16 protein-coding genes and 3 tRNA genes are annotated in these 18,868 nt (G+C 48.4%); 5 read left to right on the top strand and 14 right to left on the bottom strand.

Annotation, left to right across the window (positions count from 1 at the left end; translation table 11 throughout):
• Positions 1 to 138: 138 nt before the first annotated feature.
• From BLU87_RS05230 to BLU87_RS05240, 3 genes are all read right to left on the bottom strand, one after another.
• Positions 139 to 1,911 carry a TRAP transporter permease gene (locus BLU87_RS05230; protein ID WP_092345398.1) on the bottom strand — a complete coding sequence of 591 codons (1,773 nt, stop codon included), beginning with the start codon at positions 1,909 to 1,911 and terminating at the stop codon, positions 139 to 141.
• Positions 1,912 to 1,939: 28 nt separating this feature from the next.
• The gene (locus BLU87_RS05235) at positions 1,940 to 2,899 is read right to left on the bottom strand and encodes a TAXI family TRAP transporter solute-binding subunit (RefSeq protein WP_092345400.1); all 960 of its coding nucleotides are present in this window, start codon (positions 2,897 to 2,899) and stop codon (positions 1,940 to 1,942) included.
• Positions 2,900 to 3,054: 155 nt separating this feature from the next.
• Positions 3,055 to 3,372, bottom strand: coding sequence for a hypothetical protein (locus tag BLU87_RS05240; protein ID WP_092345402.1), 318 nt, complete (start codon positions 3,370 to 3,372; stop codon positions 3,055 to 3,057).
• A gap of 209 nt (positions 3,373 to 3,581) precedes the next feature.
• On the opposite strand from BLU87_RS05240, the gene BLU87_RS05245 reads away from it, so the two are divergent.
• Positions 3,582 to 4,088 carry a rhodanese-like domain-containing protein gene (locus BLU87_RS05245; protein WP_175498271.1) on the top strand — a complete coding sequence of 169 codons (507 nt, stop codon included), beginning with the start codon at positions 3,582 to 3,584 and terminating at the stop codon, positions 4,086 to 4,088.
• A 414-nt stretch (positions 4,089 to 4,502) separates the two neighbouring features.
• On the opposite strand, the gene BLU87_RS05250 is transcribed toward BLU87_RS05245, so the two are convergent.
• The 9 genes from BLU87_RS05250 to BLU87_RS05290 all read right to left on the bottom strand — a co-directional run bounded on the left by BLU87_RS05250 (position 4,503) and on the right by BLU87_RS05290 (position 13,534).
• Positions 4,503 to 4,580: transfer RNA gene (locus BLU87_RS05250), tRNA-Glu, on the bottom strand.
• Between the two features lie 54 nt (positions 4,581 to 4,634).
• Positions 4,635 to 4,710 (bottom strand) — tRNA-Lys (locus tag BLU87_RS05255).
• A gap of 51 nt (positions 4,711 to 4,761) precedes the next feature.
• Positions 4,762 to 6,063, bottom strand: coding sequence for an adenylosuccinate synthase (locus BLU87_RS05260; protein ID WP_092345405.1), 1,302 nt, complete (start codon positions 6,061 to 6,063; stop codon positions 4,762 to 4,764).
• 57 nt (positions 6,064 to 6,120) lie between these two features.
• Positions 6,121 to 7,410, bottom strand: coding sequence for an ATP phosphoribosyltransferase regulatory subunit (gene hisZ / locus BLU87_RS05265; protein ID WP_092345407.1), 1,290 nt, complete (start codon positions 7,408 to 7,410; stop codon positions 6,121 to 6,123).
• Positions 7,411 to 7,602: 192 nt separating this feature from the next.
• A complete protein-coding gene (locus tag BLU87_RS05270) occupies positions 7,603 to 9,975 on the bottom strand; it encodes a mechanosensitive ion channel family protein (protein WP_175498272.1) in 2,373 nt (790 codons plus the stop codon).
• A 35-nt stretch (positions 9,976 to 10,010) separates the two neighbouring features.
• Positions 10,011 to 11,105, bottom strand: a complete 1,095-nt coding sequence (corA, locus tag BLU87_RS05275) for a magnesium/cobalt transporter CorA (protein WP_092345411.1) — start codon at positions 11,103 to 11,105, stop codon at positions 10,011 to 10,013.
• 40 nt (positions 11,106 to 11,145) lie between these two features.
• On the bottom strand, positions 11,146 to 12,177 hold the full coding sequence (locus BLU87_RS05280) for a succinylglutamate desuccinylase/aspartoacylase family protein (protein ID WP_092345413.1): 1,032 nt from the start codon (positions 12,175 to 12,177) through the stop codon (positions 11,146 to 11,148).
• The gene (gene rimK / locus BLU87_RS05285) at positions 12,174 to 13,079 is read right to left on the bottom strand and encodes a 30S ribosomal protein S6--L-glutamate ligase (protein WP_092345415.1); all 906 of its coding nucleotides are present in this window, start codon (positions 13,077 to 13,079) and stop codon (positions 12,174 to 12,176) included. Before rimK ends, BLU87_RS05280 begins: the two co-directional genes overlap by 4 nt.
• Complete coding sequence (locus tag BLU87_RS05290; protein ID WP_245706376.1) at positions 13,079 to 13,534, bottom strand: ATP-dependent zinc protease family protein; 456 nt, start codon at positions 13,532 to 13,534, stop codon at positions 13,079 to 13,081. Before BLU87_RS05290 ends, rimK begins: the two co-directional genes overlap by 1 nt.
• 254 nt (positions 13,535 to 13,788) lie before the next feature.
• Between BLU87_RS05290 and BLU87_RS05295 the strand changes: the two genes are divergently transcribed.
• Positions 13,789 to 14,373 (top strand): DUF2179 domain-containing protein, encoded by a 585-nt coding sequence (locus BLU87_RS05295; protein WP_092345419.1) that lies wholly within the window; start codon positions 13,789 to 13,791, stop codon positions 14,371 to 14,373.
• A gap of 83 nt (positions 14,374 to 14,456) precedes the next feature.
• On the opposite strand, the gene BLU87_RS05300 is transcribed toward BLU87_RS05295, so the two are convergent.
• Positions 14,457 to 15,953 carry a leucyl aminopeptidase gene (locus BLU87_RS05300; protein WP_092345421.1) on the bottom strand — a complete coding sequence of 499 codons (1,497 nt, stop codon included), beginning with the start codon at positions 15,951 to 15,953 and terminating at the stop codon, positions 14,457 to 14,459.
• On the bottom strand, positions 15,950 to 17,005 hold the full coding sequence (gene mnmH, locus BLU87_RS05305) for a tRNA 2-selenouridine(34) synthase MnmH (protein WP_092345423.1): 1,056 nt from the start codon (positions 17,003 to 17,005) through the stop codon (positions 15,950 to 15,952). The genes BLU87_RS05300 and mnmH overlap by 4 nt, the downstream gene beginning before the upstream one ends.
• Positions 17,006 to 17,201: 196 nt before the next feature.
• On the opposite strand from mnmH, the gene BLU87_RS05310 reads away from it, so the two are divergent.
• From BLU87_RS05310 to BLU87_RS05320, 3 genes are all read left to right on the top strand, one after another.
• Positions 17,202 to 17,278 (top strand) — tRNA-Met (locus BLU87_RS05310).
• Positions 17,279 to 17,465: 187 nt separating this feature from the next.
• Positions 17,466 to 18,578: a YeeE/YedE family protein gene (locus BLU87_RS05315; RefSeq protein ID WP_092345425.1), complete on the top strand. Its 1,113-nt coding sequence runs from the start codon at positions 17,466 to 17,468 to the stop codon at positions 18,576 to 18,578.
• A gap of 17 nt (positions 18,579 to 18,595) precedes the next feature.
• Positions 18,596 to 18,865 carry a sulfurtransferase TusA family protein gene (locus BLU87_RS05320; protein ID WP_092345427.1) on the top strand — a complete coding sequence of 90 codons (270 nt, stop codon included), beginning with the start codon at positions 18,596 to 18,598 and terminating at the stop codon, positions 18,863 to 18,865.
• Positions 18,866 to 18,868: the final 3 nt, after the last annotated feature.

Consider the following 18,868-nt stretch of genomic DNA (forward strand, 5'->3'; position numbering starts at 1 on the left):
GGTAACAACTCCATTTAACCAATCATGATAAAACATTCAATCTGCTTCCACATTCAGGCAGGTTTCACTTATTTTTGCTCTAAACAACTTTTGTGGAATATGGAATCAATAACAACAAAGGAGACTTAAGAAAACAGGTTAAATAAAGATTCCGACCAGCCCCACAGCAATCAAAACAATACGGATGATCACAGGTTTAGGAGCGATAATCCCAAATGACAACGCCACGAGACTTACTCCCATTTTCACAAAGACGATGAGGGCAGGAAGAGGAGCAGCAAACAGCTGGACCAAAGGAGGATTAGCAACCATCCCCAAGGGGATTAAATAGAGTCCCAAGCCCAACGCCATCGCGCTACCGGCTATCTTCAACCAATTTTCATCGACCATCCCCGCGGCGATGAATACGGCCCCACACACTGGTGGGGTGATTGTTGAAAGCAGAGCGAACCAAAAAACAAAGAGATGGGCGATCAAGGGAGCGACCCCCAGCTCCTGCAATGCTGGTCCTGCAACGGAAACGCAGATAACATAAGCTGCCGTGGTCGGCACTTCCATGCCAAGGACCATGCAAGCGATCCCGGTAAGCAGTAGCGCTGGCCAGAGCGAATGCCCGGCTCCGGAAAGGATCAAAGAGGTTATCTTCACCCCAAGACCTGTCTGACCCAACACGCCGATAACGATGCTGGCACAGATAATAATTGCGGCAATGGTCGAAATCTGCTTGCCGCTGTTGATCGCGACAAGTTGCAGACGCTGCAATGAGCGGGAGAGAGAAAAGCTAAAACCCACATCAACAAACAGAAGTAGAAACGCCGCAAGAATGGCCACACAAGCCGCGTACTGCGGAGTATAACCACCGATAAACATGCGCTCTAAGAGGATAACAAAAGGGACAATAAAGAACATCGCCGTAGTGAAGACAACTCTTCTGCTGGGGAGATTCTCCTGTGCAACCCCTTTCAGGTCATAGCGCAAAGCGAACGCATTGATACCAGCCCAGACGGTCATAAAATAGAGGATGGCGGGAAGGAGCGCGGCCCCCATGATGTCGTTATAAGGGACGCCGGTCAGCTCAACCATCACAAAAGCGCCGGCTCCCATCAGTGGAGGCATAATCTGTCCACCGGATGAGGCAACGGCTTCAACAGCTCCGGCAAGGGATCGGGGATAGCCAAGTTTGACCATCGCGGGCAAAGTGATCGCCCCCGTTGAGGCCACATTTGCAGATGCCGAGCCAGAGATAGAACCAAATAGGGCCGATGAGAGAACTGAAACCTTCGCCGCCCCCCCTTTTAGGCGACCGGCAACGGATGTCGCCAAATTCATGAATCCCTGCCCTGCTTCACCAGCATTGAGGACGGCCCCCATGATGACAAAGATTGAAACAATAGATACGGAAACACCTGTGAGCTGCCCCCACAGTCCCCCCTCAGCGATCGTCAAAGTCCCCAAAAAGCTCCTTATCGGCAAGCCAGGATAACCGAATTCTCCAGGGATATATCTTCCCAGCAGGCCATACAACAGAGCCAGCAGAGCGACAAGAGGGAGAGGCCAACTAATGCTGCGTCTGGCCATCTCAAGGACGACCAGAAGCAGAGTCACAGCGATTACCAACTGCAAATTACCCTGAAGGGCACCATATTGATCTGAAAGTCGTTCTTGATTCAGGACAATATAACCACAACAAGCAATCACCATCGCAGACAGAAAGCCGCCTATCCATTGTGCACGAGGAGTTTTGGCCACAAAGATCAAGGTCCAAGGAGCCGCTAAAGCCAAGTGGATAGGGCGACTGATCATATTCGGAGTCATACCGCTGAACACCAGAGACAGGTGAAAACTAATTGAGACGGCACCAAGGCCAAACCAGAACCATTTCCATGGCCCAGTTAAAGTTGAATCTTTCATAATAATTATTTACCGTACACTCAAGTCTTTAGCGCAGCGCCGCAGGAACCTCGACACCAATTTCCTGATAATACCGTAACGCTCCAGGATGCAGCTTGCCGTAAATGTTACCAAGCATGGCGGTTGAAACACCTCCCCACCAGGCATTGTTTTTCGCCATCTTTTCTTTTTGCTGCCAGAACGCCTTGGTCAATTGATAAGCGGTCTCGTCAGCCATATCAGTCGTCGCATAAGCGACAACAGGCAATGACGTCGTCGAAACCGGATAATCAACACCGGAGTAGGTTCCGGCAGGGATCAGCAATTCTGTCCGCTTGGTGAGCTTAATCTGTTCACTGGAGAGAGACAGGAGATTAATGCCAACCCCTGCAGCGGCTTCAAGGACATTCGGGGCGGGATAAGAACTAGAGGTCGCAAACCCGTCTATTTGACGATTCTTCAACGCTTGAACCGCACTCCCAAGCTCAGCATTGGCCAGATGAACCTTACCATCCAGACCAAAGAGGGTGAAGTATTTGGCGGCCTCTCTGGCCCCAAAAGATCCTTTACCAATAAGAATATCCTTGCCGGCCAGATCAGCAAAAGTTTTAATCCCGCTGTCAGCCCGCACAACAAAGTGCATCGTTAACGAAGGAATCGGAAACAGGGAACGAACATTCAGATACTTGGCAGGATTATCTGCCGCAAACTTACCTTGGCTTTGCTGAGCAAGGCGGATCAGCGCTGGAGGGGTGGTAAAAACATAATTACCACTACGAACCAGAACCTCTTTGACATTTTGTACCGAGCCTTGGCTCTCTTCTACCGTCGCAATAATCTCGCCATCAGTGCCGGACTTAATGGCTTCGGCAACCTGTACTGCCATCTGATAATAAGAGGTACTGGTCTTTGCTGACTTGTATGTCACCCGTGTTTCAGCGTGAACAAATGTGCTGCAAGCCAGCAACACTCCAACGACAAACATACCGGTTATTTTTTGCACCTTCATTGATATCCTCCATCTGCAACATGACGTTGCTGTATTGATAATGAGTTCGTCACTAGCAGAGCTAGCGAACGACAATTCTCTAGCGCACAGGGTAACGGTTGCTGCGGCAGAGATCAAATGGAAATAATTTTTCTGCCCAAGGTTCCAAAAGCTGACTAACGCTGAGAAAAAGCAATAGCAGCCAGCAATATTGGAACAATAAATGCCCAATATTCAGCCTTAATCCAAAAAAAAGTATGGGTATTCACCAGTAACATTTCTTCGCCCGTATCAACGTCGATGACACGCTTGCCCTTGCCTGGATCATTCAATTTTTTGCCAATGAACCATAGGGATATGGCTGACAGCACGATCCCCGCTGTCAGAGCCCAGTCATCATCCATACCTGCGGTATTAAGAACTTCACGTACCCCAGTCGTCAACAACAAATAAATGAGAGGAACAACTATTCCCCAACCTTTCCACACGAACATAAGACTTACCCCTGAAAAATTAGTGACAAAAATAAACTAATAGTAACGCCGCCAGCATTAAAGAAATCATCTCACTCAGCGTAAATGGGTTCAATATTGCCACATATTCGAAGATAAAAGAATTGACTTTAAAAAATATTCTCGATACTCTCACAAAGAGCGAACGTTCTTTTTGTCACATTTCACCCCCAACTGATCAGGAGATGAATATGCAAAAAAAAGTTTTGCCCCTATCTTTAGCCGCCGTAACAATCATCCTTCTTCTTGCAGCACAAACCGTTTTTGCTGGACCTTCTATTGACGAAGTTAAAAACAACGTTGTCAATCTCTGGAAACCGATCAAAGAAAGTCAACCCCATGTCACTGCGGTCGAGTTTAAAAAAATTCTCGATAGTGACAAAGATCTCATACTAATTGATGTCAGAACTGCAGACGAATACAAAGCCGCTCATATCCCAGGAGCGATTCATATTCCCCGAGGCGTTATGGAGTGGGTCACCCCAAGAACTATCGAGAACACAGACATACCGATCTATACTTACTGCAGAACCGGTGCAAGGTCGGCTTTTGCTGCCCAACGTCTAACTGATATGGGCTATACCAATGTAACAAATATTTACGATGCCTTTAAAGGTTGGTTGGAGGCTGGATATAGTGTCTATAATCGCCATGGAGAATTCGTTATGAGTAAGGGGGGCTTTGAGAAACAAGAGTAATCGCTTCCGTTAAATTGTCATGGTTAAAAGAGCCCGGTGATTTTACAGAGATCTCCGGGCTTGTCTTATTTGTGTCACCGAAGTGGAGTCGACCAACAGAATCGCCGAGGCAACGAGTTCAAAAAGAATCAAACAAATCGACCATCCCCCTTTTTTGGTGTAGACCCGAAAAACCAAAAGAAAAAGCCTCCCCCGATTTCTCGGAAGAGGCTTTTTCAGTTTGGCGTCCCCAGGGGGATTCGCCCATTTCGTCAGTCGCTTCACGCTCTTTCCTGCGTTGGCTCCCCTCCACTCACTGCCGCAAACATCCTGTTTGCTCTTCTGACATTAAGTCAGCGTTCGCTCCGCTTCGAATCCCAACATCGTAAAAATAAGAAAAGCCCTTCCACTTACGTGAAAGGGCCATTCTTATTTTGGCGTCCCCAGGGGGATTCGAACCCCCGTCGCCGCCGTGAAAGGGCGGTGTCCTGGGCCAGGCTAGACGATAGGGACTTATAACTTCTAAGTCCCTGCGGAAATTGAATCCGCAGGATGCTACTTGTTGAATGGTGAGCCGGGGGGGAATCGAACCCACGACCATCTGATTAAAAGTCAGATGCTCTACCAACTGAGCTACCGGCCCAAACAACGAGGAGACTTTATACGTGAATCACTTCAATGCGTCAACCTTTTTTTAGCCTTTTCCCGTAAATGGATTACGGCGAAAGAGAGTCTGGTCTCGACGCGGTCCGATTGAAACCAATACGACCGGACAACCAGCCCAGTTTTCAATTTTATTGACATAATCTTGTACTTGTTCCGGGAGTTCTTCATAGCTGGTCAAGGAACAGATATCTTTTTGCCAACCAGGAATCTCTTCATACACAGGTGTACACTCTTTCAATACATCGAAATCCTGTGGGAAGTCTTCCAGAAGTTCTTCTTTATAACGGTAAGCCGTACAAACTTTAACCGTTTCCAGGTCACTGAGGACATCCATCTTAGTCAGCGCGATGCCAGTTAAACCATTGGTACGAACAGCTTCACGCAGAGCGACGATATCCAACCAACCGCAACGGCGTGGACGACCTGTCGTGGCACCAAACTCACTTCCGGCATTACGCAGTTGGTCACCCATTTCATCGTGGAGTTCGGTAGGAAATGGACCTTCACCAACACGGGTCACATAAGCCTTAGAGATGCCAATGACTTCATCGATCAGGTGTGGTCCAACACCTGCTCCGGTACAAGCCCCGCCAGCAATAGTTGAAGATGATGTCACAAAGGGATAGGTCCCATGGTCAACATCTAACAGACTCCCTTGTGCACCTTCAAAAAGAACATTGTGGCCCGCCTTCATAGCTTTTCCTAGAACCATGGATCCATGTCCCAGATAGCCACGCAGACGCTCAGCATAACCGAGATATTCCTCAAGGATTGCCTCTTCAGATAGAGGTTCTTCACCGAGAAACTGTTCCAGATAAAAATTCTTCTCTGGCAATACTTCATGCAATTTACGTTTGAAGGTTTCTGGCTTCAACAAATCGGCAAAACGGATACCTCGACGCGCGACCTTGTCCTCGTAAGTTGGTCCGATCCCCCGTCCGGTGGTGCCAATTTTTTTAGCTCCAGACTTCTGTTCCCGGGCAATGTCGATCTTGATGTGATAGGGCATAATTAAATTGACAGCGCCATCAACCATCAGCTGGCTGTCATCTTTTAAATAGCCTTTTTTCCTTAACCCATCGATTTCTTCGAGGAAAACTTTAGGGTCAAGCACCACTCCACTGCCAACAATGCAACGCTTATCTGCATGTAAAATTCCAGATGGGATCAAGTGCAAGACGGTTTTCTCATCACCGATCACCAGAGTATGGCCAGCATTATTGCCTCCCTGATAACGCACCACTTCCTGAGCATGCTCAGTATAAATATCGACAACCTTCCCTTTACCTTCATCGCCCCACTGGGCCCCTACGACAATTACGTTGGCCATGTCTTTACTATGCTCCTGTTATGCCGACAACCTGATGTTGCCAACGATTAAAGATTATTACAGTACAACGTGCTGCTGATCTAACTGCTCCCATGAAACCGTTTTTTGTTTTCCATCCGCCAGTGAAATCATTTCAATATCCTGTCCTTGCCCAGCGACAACAGCCATATAACGATAATTCATCTGGCGTGCATAATTGAGGGCTTCTTCCTGCGTACGGTCGAGGATATCTCTTGCCACTGAATAGCCTTGTTTACGGAGTTGACAAGCTAAAGACTGTGCGGCCCGGAGGCTGGTACCGGTTGAAAAAATTAACAGATCGCAACTTGGTACAACGCGCTCGTCCAACACTTTATCCAAGGCAAACAATAGATGCAACAAACTAAATGTAAAGCCGGTTGCTGGAGCCGAAAAAGCATACTTTTGGGTCAAATTATTGTAGCGACCACCACTACAGACTGTTTGGCCGACTCCGGAAAGAAATCCTTGAAAGGTAACCCCGGTATGATAATTCAGCCCGCGCAATTCACCGAGATCAATAGTCACATGATCCAAAACCCCATATACATCGAGGACGTCAAGAACTTGAGCCAAACCATCCAGAGCCTTGCGGGAACGTGGGTTGCTCACCGATTTTTCTGCACGTTCCAGAACCTCCCGACCACCATAAAGCCGCGGTAAAGCGAGAATCTCCTCACAGGTGTTGTCTGGCAACTCACTTGCTTGCAGCAGCACAGTCAGTTCGGAACTATCCTTGCGCAAGACAGCATCTGCAACCTGTTCAGCCAGATGAGCCCCGAGTGGTAAACCATCCATAACCCCACGGAAAAATTCAACCTGGCCAATATCAATGGTGAAGTCCTGCGCCCCGACCGCAGTCAGAGCTTCGACGGCCATGGCAATCAACTCGGCATCGGCTTCAGGACTGTCCAGACCGATGAGTTCGACCCCGGACTGAAAAATATCCCGATCTTTTCCGGCCTGCTGCTCCGTATGGCGCAAAACCCGTCCATTATAACAAAGCCTCAACGGCAATGGCAGTTCGCTCATTCGCGTTGCCGCAATACGGGCAATCTGTGGCGTCATATCGGGAGGGAAAGCCAGCATCCGGCCACTCTGACGATCATCAAAGCGAAAGGTTCGCTCGCGTAGTCCATCACCGAGGAGTCCCCGTTCCAGAACATCAAGAAATTCAAGTTGGGGGGTGATGACGGGACGAAATCCCCAGGAACGATAAACCTGCTGCAACTGCTGTTGTAAGTACTCTACTTTAGCGGCTTTCAGAGGCAAGAAATCACGCACACCTTTGGGGAGGTCCGTGTCCGGAGGGGAATCAGAAAAACGCATTAATATATCTCCACCCTATCCAACGATAGACACATCGTGACAGGTATACTTTAAGGCCAGTAGCAAATATTTTTACAAAGTGATTGCGGCAATCTTGCTACAGTTTTCCGTGCATGTCAAGCAAGGGAAAGCTCTGTTAATTTGCAGTTTTGGGTCATTTGAATTTTGTGCCATAAGAAAAAATTCACGATTTCATTCCCTCTCTGGTGTCGGGAGGATGCCGGAATCCACAGAGCGTAGATGTAAATCCTGCTGCGGGAATGGGATCTCGACTTCTGCTTCACGGAAACGGCGGTCGATAGCAAGAAGAAGCTCATTTTTAACATCCGGACGGTTATCAATATTGCTGATCCACACCCGTAATTCAAAATCAAGAGAGCTGTCACCAAACTGCACAAAAAGGGGCGAAGGTTTCGGTTTTTTCAGGACTAATGGGTGTTGATCACTCACTTCAGTCAAGATCGTCAGCACCTTTTCCAAATCACTCCCATAGGCAACCCCGACAGAAAGAACAATCCGCACGCGGCGGTTCGTGAGAGTCCAATTGGTCACTTTTTGTGAGATCATCTGCGCATTGGGGACGATCAGCTCCGCTTCATCCATATTTTTGACAACAGTGGATCGTAACCCGATGCGGCTGACTGTTCCATACTCACCATCAATCAAAACCCCGTCTCCAACTTTGATTGGACGCTCAAACAGCAAGATCAAACCCGATAAAAAATTATTAACGATGTCCTGTAATCCAAAACCGATACCGACACCGAACGCTCCAAGGACAACGACAAAATGTTGTAAACTTAATCCAAGCAGACTGAGAGCGACCAAAAATCCAATCAGAACGACTCCATAGTGGATCAGTTTTTTAACTGCATCACGAACGCCACGATCAACATCATGGCGGATGAGAACTTCTGTCTCGCTGAATCCTTGCAAAACCCAGGAAATTTGTAGCGACAGATAAAAAGTGATGACCGCCGACACCAACATCTGCATCGAAAGATGAAAGTTACCAAAAACAATTGTCCACTGGCTGAAATAATTCCACCCATCGCTCACGGTTGCAAACAATCTCCAGACAGGGAGCAGATAAAGAACCAAGAAGCTGTAAATCAAAAAGTTCAGCAAGCGTTTCAAACGCACGGCTAACTCTTCTCCAAACTCTCTAAAGAATGATTGACCTGACTGGATAAGCAAATCAGTGGTCAACTCAATTCCGCCAGCAATCAACATCACAGCCATTTTTGCAAAGAGGAGGACCATTCCAGTTTCAAATGTTGCCTGAATCAACCAGTTTGAAAAATTCATATAACCGGCAATCTGGCCGATCAGACTGACGCCCAGAACCGCCACAACCAAGCGCATCAACGCTCGATACAGCCGACCTTCCCCCGACTGGCGACTTTTTTTAGAGAGGAGAAGTTGCTGCACCAACAAAGGGATAAAGATAACCGCCAGCAGAGCGATATAAATCCGGAACAGAGGTTGAGGCAGGGCAATTAAGCGAAATGCCGAGGTCAAAAAAATTACCAGAGCGGTTAAAGATAAAACCCAGGCTTGGCGCCGATTTTCCAGAAGGGGGATCGCCAACGAGGTCGCAGAAATTGCCGCCAGCAGTAAAAACACAAACCGGATAAGAGGTGGTGGAGCAGGAAACCAGAACCAAAAAGCAATGATGGTAAAAAAACTTGCAGCGGCCCAAGAATGTCTGATGATAAAATGCCATTCGTCGGTTTCCTGAAGTTTGCTTCGATAGTGGTGTAACAGGCTAAGGATCAGGGAAAAAGTGATGATCATCAATCCCAACAACCAGCCATTTTCTTGCAGATAAGATTTATTGAACTTAAGGGCCGCCGTCAATCCGTCTTTGGTTTGGTTGCGAAGTTCTGAATTGAACTGTCGATAAAATTTCCCCGAGCCAAAGGAATAGGCGTTTTTACGGAAAGTTGCTTTACGAAGTTTCCCCAGCGCCAAAGTCAAATTATCACTTGCGGCACTGACGTCACGATGGAAGGTGCCGATTTGTTCTTGCAGTTGTAGAAGTGGCGCTGCCGTTTTATGCAATGAGGCTTGAAGCTGCTCCAATAATTTCTTTACCAGAGCCATTGTTTGTTGTGGCGGGGCGACATCCTGTTTTTCCAATTCGCCGCTCCAGGCATACCAAAACTCTTTATCCTTTATAACCTGTGCACGGATCCCTTCGACCTCTTGCTGACGTAAGGTTATTTTTTGCTGCAGGGCATCCAAATCCTGGCGTATCTTATTGAACTGATTAAGATATTGGGTCAAACGATCGACGTACCAATGGTCTGGCGAACCCAATGGTTTGATCTCGGCTGTCAGGTTTTTAAAATGCTCAGAAATTTCAGTTAACGATTCTTTCTGTTTGGATAGATCAGTCAATAATTGGAGTCGTTCTTCTGATCGAGCGGCAAAATCGGCCAAGGCTGATGATCGAGAGCCAAGCTCGCTTAATCCCGGAAAAACAGCTGGTTGAACGATCTCGTCAGCAGCAAATGCATCCCTGGTAACGACACCTTCAGCCAACGCTGAGGGTGGACACATCAAACCCAGGCATAAAAGCAACCAAAGGAACAACCTCAAAACCATTTCTTTCTTTTGAAAAACCAGATCATGCCACCTCCGCATGCGATCATCACCCCCCATACCAGCGGATAACCGTAACGCCACTTCAATTCCGGCATCAGTTCAAAATTCATCCCATAAACCCCGGCAATAAAAGTCAGAGGGATAAATATCGAAGCCATAATCGTTAACACCTGCATCACTTCATTCATTCGCTGGCTGACGCTGGAGACATAAAGGTCAACCAGTCCGGAAGCGGTATCACGAAAATTTTCTACGGTGTCGAGAGCCTGAATGCCATGGTCGTAAAGATCACGCAAAAAAATACTGGTAGAATCAGCAATGAGTGGCGATTCACTATGCATCAGATTACCGATCAATTCGCGCATCGGCCAAACCCCTCTACGGAGATAGATCAATTGTCCTTTAAGCTGATGGACCTGTTGCAATAATTCTTGGGTTGGCCGACTGATCAGTTCCGTTTCCAGATAATCGAGCCGTTCGCCAATCTTCTCAAAAACATGGAAATAACTATCGACAACGGAATCGAGCAGTGCATAGGCAAGATAATCAGGACCACGTTGCCGAATTCGCCCACTCTTGCGCTCAAGACGCAATCTGACTTCGGTAAATACGTCCCCCGGTTGCTCCTGAAAAGTCAGCACGTTTTCAGCAGTAAACACCAGACTGATTTGTTCTGCTTGGATCTGATGGGTCTGTTCATCAAAAAAGAACATCTTGAGAATAATTAAAGCAGAGTTTTCAAACTCTTCAAATTTTGGAGGGTGGCTGGTATTCAGAATATCTTCCAAGGTCAGCGGATGAAGATCAAATTCTTTGCCGAGAGCTTCAACATGCGCAATATCATGAACACCGTCCAGATTAATCCAACTGACGGTCGGCTGCTTTTTCAGTTGCAGGCAAGTCAACAGACTAACGTCGGTTTCTGTTTTGAAAAAGTCTTCTGAATAGTCAAGATACGAAAAGATTGACCGCTCCATCCTCTGTTCACCCACGTGGATCAACGTCCCAGGAGGCAGACCAATTTTTTTGGGTGAACTGCGAAACAGGGAGGTCACAGTTTGCAGGGGATTAACAAGAAGTTTCATAGAGCAGAATCCTCCTCTCTTAATTTATGCTGGCAAGAGATCAGCGCACCGAACCATAGTCTTCATCGGTCAGCGATGAAGTATATTCATCCAGAGCCTCTTCAGCTTCATCGGGATCAGGAACTCGGGCCAGATGAATCAGGGCATCCCCTTCATAAGCCAACGGCAGGTTCAACTGCCCGATCACAACACCGGTGAAAGGAGCATATATCGCCTCACGTTCATCACCGAGCGGGTCACTGAGGCTCCCCAATTGCGCCCCTTTTTTGACAAACCCGCCCAGTTGCACCTTACGTGAGAAGATTCCGCTCATACTGGCACGAACCCAACTGGTCCTGTTGGTGACAATCGACTCCCGAGTCTTTGCCCGTTTGCTTGCGGGCAGCATGCCGGTATGCCGTAGCAGGCGGAAGATCCCCTGCAATCCCGTGCGGATGACCGACTCGTTAAAATAGAGCGCTTCACCACCCTCAAACACCAACACTGGCTTACCAAGTTCTGCCACTGCTTCACGTAATGAACCCTCCCTCAAGGCTGAAGGGACAACCACGGGGGCACCAAATGAGGTTGCCAGCTCCAGGGTTTGCTGATCATCAAGACAAGCGCGAATCTGGGGAAGATTGCTGCGAAAATTGGATCCGGTGTGGAGATCAATCCCGAAATCACACCGGCTGGCAATTTCGGTCATAAACAGATGGGCCAACCTTCCAGCCAGAGACCCCTTCGCCGATCCTGGAAAAGATCGGTTCAGATCACGCCGATCAGGGAGATAACGGGAGCGTTGAATGAAGCCAAAGGGATTCGCAACCGGAATCGCCAGAAGAGTCCCACGCAGGTTGTTCATAGTCCGGCTTGCCAACAAGCGGCGGATGATCTCGACGCCGTTAATCTCATCACCATGGACAGCGGCGCTGACAAAAAGAACTGGCCCCGTGCGACGGCCATGAACCACCTGAACCGGTAAGGTCATCAGGTTGCTGGTGTAGAGGCGAGGCATCGACAATTCTACCGTTGCTCGTCCTCCAGGATTCACCAGAACACCACCGAATTCAAACGGTTGAGGGCGGCTCATCCCTTGCCCCGAGTCTTCGTCCGTCCCGGCTTCGCCTCTTTTTCGATAAATTTGATAATCATTCCAGCAACATCTTTTCCGGTCGCGGTTTCGATCCCTTCCAGACCCGGCGATGAATTAACCTCCATCACCACTGGACCATGGTTGGCCCGTAACAAGTCAACGCCAGCAACATTAAGACCCATTATCCGTGCGGCACGCACTGCGGTTGAACGCTCTTCAGGAGTTAAGCGGGCAATGCATGCACTCCCACCACGATGCAGATTGGAGCGGAACTCACCCTCTTTCCCTTGCCGTTTCATTGCAGCAACAACTTTATCGCCGACGACCAGGCAGCGGATATCGGCGCCATCCGCCTCTTTGATAAATTCCTGCACCAGAATATTTGCATCCAAACCGCGAAAAGCTTCGATAACACTTTGTCCTGCCTTTGCGGTCTCCGCCAACACGACACCGATTCCTTGAGTCCCTTCCAGCAGCTTGATCACCAGCGGTGCACCACCGACTTTTTCGATCAAGTCGTTGGTATATTGGGTGGAGTGGGCAAAGCCTGTCACCGGCAAGCCAATGCCCTTACGGGCTAATAATTGCAGACTGCGTAATTTGTCACGTGATCGACTGATGGCAACAGACTCATTGATGTTATAAACGCCCATCATTTCAAACTGGCGTGCCACCGCCGTGCCATAAAAGGTAATTGAAGCCCCAATCCTCGGGATCAGCGCATCATACCCAGTCAACTCTTCCCCCTTATAATTGATTGTCGGTCGTTGACTGGCGATGGTCATATAGCAACGCAGCGGATCAATGACTTTCATCTCATGACCCAACTCGCCCCCTGCTTCAACCATTCTTCGGGTTGAATAAAGGTTCGGGTTCCTGGACAAAATAGCAATCTTCATCAGTGTCTCTCTTTCATTCCGGATTGTGAATCAGGTTTTCCAAACAAGTATGACTGCTCAGGAAATACGACCATTTCACGCATGGCTGTCCGGCCCAGCAACATCCTGAACTTCATATTATCACGATTGGTCAGAGTTATCTCAATGGGCCAGATATGATTCCCCAGCCGCAAAGGGGTCTCAATCACATAACGCATTTCCTGGTGTCCCCCCGAATCCCTGATTTCTCGATAGTCTTTGACCGGACATTGGCAGATAACTTCAATATCTAACCGTTTTGGCAACGGGTGGACACCAAAACGGACCATCTCTTGACCTGCGTCTTCGAAGGGTTCAACAAAAAACGTATGCAAAGCAGAGGTTCGCGCCCCGGTGTCAACCTTTGCCTTGATTTGATGGATATTCAATTCTGGCAAAGTCACCCATTCACGCCAACCGACAAGTATTTTATTCATCAGAAATGCCTCTGAATCCATTGAAAAAGCCAGCGGTTACAAAACCTTCAACATTGTGCGCGACTATATATGCCTTTATGTAAAATTTTGCACTGTTTATTTGTGTCATTTAGCTGATTTTTCTACTTATTCGGACTTTTTTAAATAGATAGCAACGACATAAGCTGTTAAGTTTGCCTGATCCAATCACTTGGTCGGATATATCGTCACTTTTATTGCGGTACTGCTTACTTCTGTTCTCTGCGAGATAACAAATGGACATCATATACAATAGCACAGCTTATCCTCTCATCATTCTGCCCATTCTCGTTTTTCTGGCCAGAATCATGGATGTCTCCATTGGCACATTACGTATTATCTTTGTCGCCAAAGGGCTCAAAGGTCTCGCTGCCGTGCTGGGCTTTTTTGAATCCCTTATCTGGCTACTGGCTGTCACTCAAGTCATGCAGAACCTTACATCATGGCAGACATATATTGCTTTTGCCTTTGGGTTTGCTTCAGGAAATTACGTTGGCATTCTACTGGAAGAAAGAATTGCTCTGGGCAATCTGTTGATCCGGGTCATCACTCGCAAAGAAGCGAATGAGTTGGTACACGTCCTATGGAATGCAGGGTATGGCGTGACCAGCATCGACGCTCAGGGGGAAACGGGGCCGGTGAAAGTTATTTTCAGCGTTGTCAAAAGGAAGAAGCTGACAAAGATTATTGCCATTATTAAAAAGTACAATCCCCAGGCTTTTTATACCATTGAGGATATGCGTTACGTGACTGGCAACTACCATCCGCCAATAGTTAAGCGGACCCTGTTGCCACAGTTCGCGTTAAAAAAAAGAAAATAGGCCGAACCTCCCCTGTTTGGATGTTTCCAGGGGAAGTCCGGCCCAATCAGATGGCGTTCAAGTTGTCAGGGAACCTTCTGCCCTCAATGCTCGCGCAAATATTCAACCAGAACCCGCACGCCGAAACCGGTCCCCCCTTTGGGTTGCCCGGCCTTGCCATTGCCTTCCCAAGCCATTCCGGCGATATCGAGATGAGCCCAGCAATAATCATTAGCAAATTTCTGCAGAAAAGCAGCAGCAGTAATGGAGCCCGCGGCTCGTCCTCCCGTATTTTTCACATCAGCAAAGTCACTCTTGATCAAATCTGCATACTCTTCCCAAAGAGGCAACTGCCAGAGCCTTTCACCACTTTGTTCCCCGGCTTTAAGCAAGCCTTGGATCAGACCCTCGTGATTTCCCATAACTCCTGCAGCGAAGTTTCCTAGTCCGACAATAACTGCCCCTGTTAAGGTGGCGACATCGATCACGGCTCGCGGCGCAAAACGCTCAACATAGGTCAACGCATCAGCAAGGATCAACCGACCTTCAGCATCGGTATTCAATACTTCAATGGTTTTTCCCGAAAGTGAGGTGAGGATATCGCCCGGACGGATCGCTGTCCCAGAGGGCATGTTCTCCACCGCAGGGACCACCGCCACCAGATTGACCGGCAGCTGCATCTTTGCAGCCGTCATGATAGTTCCGAGGACTGCGGCAGCCCCCCCCATGTCCATCTTCATTTCATCCATCTTTTCCGACGGTTTCAGGGAGATGCCTCCAGAGTCAAACGTGACCCCTTTACCAACCAAAGCGATAGGTTTCACATCGGCCTCGTCCCCCTGATATTCCAGAACAATCAAGTAAGGGTCACGGACACTCCCTTGAGCGACGCCGAGCATGGCACCAAACCCTTGCCGCTCTAATTCACAGCGGGTTAACAGTTTCGCTTTGATGCCAACCTGTTCAGCCATAGCAACGGCCTGCATTGCCAGGTATTCTGGTGATTTCAAATTTCCCGGGGCGTTGACAAGGTCACGGGCAAAACAGACCCCGGAAGCAATAGCTTGCGCCGAAGCCACAGCGGTTTGTGCTACGGCGACACTCTCAGTCTCAGGGAGCAGTAAAGTGACATGATCCAGAACCGCCACTTGCTTTGCTTTCTCTTGTGGCAAATAGCGATCGTAACGGTAATCTGCCAACAGCACCCCTTCGGTAATGGCCTGAATCCGTGCAGCAAAAGAGGTTTTTTTAATCAACGTCTGTGGCAAGCCAAGGACAAAACTTGCCAATTGCTTTTCAGCCAGATACTTTGTCGCGCTGCTGCTGACCTGACGCAGTGAACGGAGCGAAAAGTCAGATTCTTTCCCCAATCCTACCAGTAAAATCCGTTCAGCGACCGTCTGTTTCCCACCATGGAGGAGGAGAAATGATCCCTTGCTCGCAGCGAACTCTTTACTCTTTGTCGCGCGACTCAAAACGCCGTCCAGTTGCTGATCAAGTTCTAGCAATGCTGCGTCTTTGTATTTTCCCTGAAAAACTCCAAGAACCAGGCAAGCGGTCTTCTGTTCGAGAACGTTCCCATTTTTGACTGTAATTTTCATAATAAACCATCCTTATCAGCAGTTATTTTATCAAGCACGGCAGCAACCTTAGCGGTTGCCGAAGCGACTGTTTCCAGCTCAACTTCGATCCGCTGTTCGGGTAATGTGTGCATATAGAGCGGATCATAATAGCGGACCATCAATTCGCGGACCAGTTTATCCCACTCCCCGGAATTTAACAATTTCAGGAACTCGTTGACAACATTGCGCCCCAACCGCTCCTTTAACGCCATGATGGGTCTCTGAAACTGCTCTCGCAATTGATCCAAAGCCGGATAATCTTCAAGAATAATCTGCGTGCGGACATCCAGCGTCGCGGTAATCCAAAGGCTTGTCTGGATCTGCATTGCTTGATGAAATGTTTTTGGCACCATCAAACGACCGATATGGAGGCTTTCCCCTTCGGTCACCAGATAACTGCGGTCTCGCAATTGATCCAAACGATCCCACAACAGGGCATCAAATTGTTTTTGCAAAGGTTGTGGTTCCAGTCCCAAAGCCCCAAAGGCGCTGCCACGATGGTTTGCCAACCCCTCCAGATCAATAACCGGATAGTCCCGCTGCTGCAACTGGGTCAATATCCGCGTCTTCCCCACCCCCGTCAGCCCACGCAGGACAAACACCGGGGGCCACTGTTGTTGCTCAAAGAAATCCAAAACCGTGCGCCGAAAGCCTTTATGTCCTCCAAGCAGTTGACGGGCAGGTATTCCTGCCAGATTCATAAATGAGGTCATCGCCAATGAGCGCATTCCTCCCCGCCAACAAAAGACGATCACCGGCCCGGAATGCCCGCGTCGGGCAGCTTCAACCTGCCTCAATAACGCCGGGATTTTGGGCGCGACAATCTCAACACCACGGGTTCGCGCATCCCTTTTCCCCTGCAACTTATACAGAGTCCCAACTTGGGCACGCTCCTCGTTACTAAAAATGGGAACATTCACCGCACCGGGGATGGTTGACTCGGCAAACTCAGCCGGGGTTCGGACATCGATAAGCAAAGCCCCTTTACGCCTCTGTTGCAGAGCCTTTTCCAGTTCAATTGTTTCTTGCATCTCGTTGTTCCAATACGTTATTCAGATAATCCAAGAATTTTCCACGCTAACCGCTCGACAGTGTCGACGATTGATGTCCATTTGGAAATACGGATGGAAACTACACCAATGCCTCCACCGAAACAAGGGCATGCAAAAAAAAGAGAAAAACAGGTTGACCTAACCAGTTAAGTCCGTTATTGTCGTCAACCGTTGTCGCGGGATGGAGCAGTCTGGTAGCTCGTCGGGCTCATAACCCGAAGGTCGGGGGTTCAAATCCCTCTCCCGCAACCAAAAAAATTCAGGGACTTGCATTTATGCAAGTCCCTTTTTTATTGTCTTCCCTGTCAGCGCCTTACCTTTCCTTGCAAACTAAGCCACCCCTATTAGTATTTTCAAATAAATTGTTTTAATCTTAAAACGTTGATGATATATTATTATATATCTATCAAAATCAAATAACTTTCACGGATGGAGAAAGATGGTCGATCAAACTGCCATTATTGTTATTTCTGCATTTTTGGGTCTAGCCAGTGGCATCATTATGCATCGTTCTGACTTCTGTGTTGCGGGGATGTTTCGCGATCTGTTTTTGTTTCGCCATAGCCCCCTACTGCGCAGCCTGTTTCTCTTGGTTGCTGTCAGTATGTTCCTTTTTCAAACAGCCCAGTTAACCGGGGTTCTGAATTACAATCTCCCCTCATCTCTTTACGGTTTACCGGCGCTGACAAATCTGCTTGGCGGGACGCTATTTGGCATCGGTATGGTTTTGGCTGGTGGCTGTGTTGTTGGTACTCTTTACAAACTGGGAAGCGGGAGTCTGCCAGCCGCATGTGCATTTTCGGGATTACTGATCGGTAGCGCCCTGTATGGAGAGTTCCACCCCTTCTGGATGCAACTGACACAAGCTACCCGTTTGGGGGATGCCGCCACGTTACCACAACTGCTGCAACTCCCCCCGACTCTGGTCATCTTCATTTTATTGCTGATGGCTGGGGGATTGCTCTATCAATGGCAAATAAAGGGGCTGCTGGTGCGTCCAAACCGGATAAAAGGCTACCTGCAACCCTGGATCGCAGCGCTGCTACTGGCTATGATCGGGCTGACTTCTTTTACCCTTCTGGGCATGCCCATCGGGGTAACCACCAGCTATGCTAAAATCGGAGCATTATGTGAGAATCTGATGTTTCCCGGTCACGTTGCCTCACTGAGCTATTTCCAGAGCCATAATTTTTCATACTTCTTACCCCTGAGTCGGCAAACCCTGCATGCTGGAGCAGGTCCGGTCTGGGATGGTCTTGCCCTGGTACAACTTCCCTTGATCGCCGGGATTATCGTTGGTTCGGGGCTTTCTGCAGTCAGCATGGGAAAATTCAACCGCTGCTTTACCGTCCCTTGTCGGCAACTGTTGTCTGCTCTTGTTGGCGGAATTATCATGGGATTAGCGGCGCGCATGGCTCCTGCTTGCAATATTTGGCATCTGTTTGGCGGGTTGCCTCTACTTTCACTACAGAGCATCCTGTTTACCTTGGGATTGTTCCCCGGAGCCTGGATCGGGAGCTTCATATTTGCCCGTTATATTGTCCAACAATAAAGAGAGGAAATATATCAATGCCTGAAGCTGTCAACAAGACGGTAGAAATAGATGTCCGTGGACAGATCTGTCCATCTTCCCTGCTGACAACGTTGCGTGAAGTCAACAAACACAAGCAGCTGTTGCGGTGTGGTACTCTGCAATTGGAGATCCTTACGGATAATCACGATTCGACCAATCGCATCTGTGATGCTGTGGGCAATATGGGTTACCATGTTGAAGTGCTTGATGAAGATAATTACTACCGGATTTCAATCGTAAAATTGGCTGTAAAAATGGGGCTCTAGGAT

Origin of the sequence: Desulfuromusa kysingii, assembly GCF_900107645.1 — a bacterium.
Lineage (GTDB): Bacteria > Desulfobacterota > Desulfuromonadia > Desulfuromonadales > Geopsychrobacteraceae > Desulfuromusa > Desulfuromusa kysingii.

Excerpts from the sequence above, each read along its gene's own strand:
- BLU87_RS05230 (WP_092345398.1), bottom strand. The coding sequence starts at position 1,911 with ATGAAAGATTCAACTTTAACTGGGCCATGGAAATGGTTCTGGTTTGGC.
- BLU87_RS05235 (WP_092345400.1), bottom strand. The coding sequence starts at position 2,899 with ATGAAGGTGCAAAAAATAACCGGTATGTTTGTCGTTGGAGTGTTGCTG.
- BLU87_RS05240 (WP_092345402.1), bottom strand. The coding sequence starts at position 3,372 with ATGTTCGTGTGGAAAGGTTGGGGAATAGTTGTTCCTCTCATTTATTTG.
- BLU87_RS05245 (WP_175498271.1), top strand. The coding sequence starts at position 3,582 with ATGCAAAAAAAAGTTTTGCCCCTATCTTTAGCCGCCGTAACAATCATC.
- BLU87_RS05260 (WP_092345405.1), bottom strand. The coding sequence starts at position 6,063 with ATGGCCAACGTAATTGTCGTAGGGGCCCAGTGGGGCGATGAAGGTAAA.
- hisZ (WP_092345407.1), bottom strand. The coding sequence starts at position 7,410 with ATGCGTTTTTCTGATTCCCCTCCGGACACGGACCTCCCCAAAGGTGTG.
- BLU87_RS05270 (WP_175498272.1), bottom strand. The coding sequence starts at position 9,975 with ATGTGTCCACCCTCAGCGTTGGCTGAAGGTGTCGTTACCAGGGATGCA.
- corA (WP_092345411.1), bottom strand. The coding sequence starts at position 11,105 with ATGAAACTTCTTGTTAATCCCCTGCAAACTGTGACCTCCCTGTTTCGC.
- BLU87_RS05280 (WP_092345413.1), bottom strand. The coding sequence starts at position 12,177 with ATGAGCCGCCCTCAACCGTTTGAATTCGGTGGTGTTCTGGTGAATCCT.
- rimK (WP_092345415.1), bottom strand. The coding sequence starts at position 13,079 with ATGAAGATTGCTATTTTGTCCAGGAACCCGAACCTTTATTCAACCCGA.
- BLU87_RS05290 (WP_245706376.1), bottom strand. The coding sequence starts at position 13,534 with ATGAATAAAATACTTGTCGGTTGGCGTGAATGGGTGACTTTGCCAGAA.
- BLU87_RS05295 (WP_092345419.1), top strand. The coding sequence starts at position 13,789 with ATGGACATCATATACAATAGCACAGCTTATCCTCTCATCATTCTGCCC.
- BLU87_RS05300 (WP_092345421.1), bottom strand. The coding sequence starts at position 15,953 with ATGAAAATTACAGTCAAAAATGGGAACGTTCTCGAACAGAAGACCGCT.
- mnmH (WP_092345423.1), bottom strand. The coding sequence starts at position 17,005 with ATGCAAGAAACAATTGAACTGGAAAAGGCTCTGCAACAGAGGCGTAAA.
- BLU87_RS05315 (WP_092345425.1), top strand. The coding sequence starts at position 17,466 with ATGGTCGATCAAACTGCCATTATTGTTATTTCTGCATTTTTGGGTCTA.
- BLU87_RS05320 (WP_092345427.1), top strand. The coding sequence starts at position 18,596 with ATGCCTGAAGCTGTCAACAAGACGGTAGAAATAGATGTCCGTGGACAG.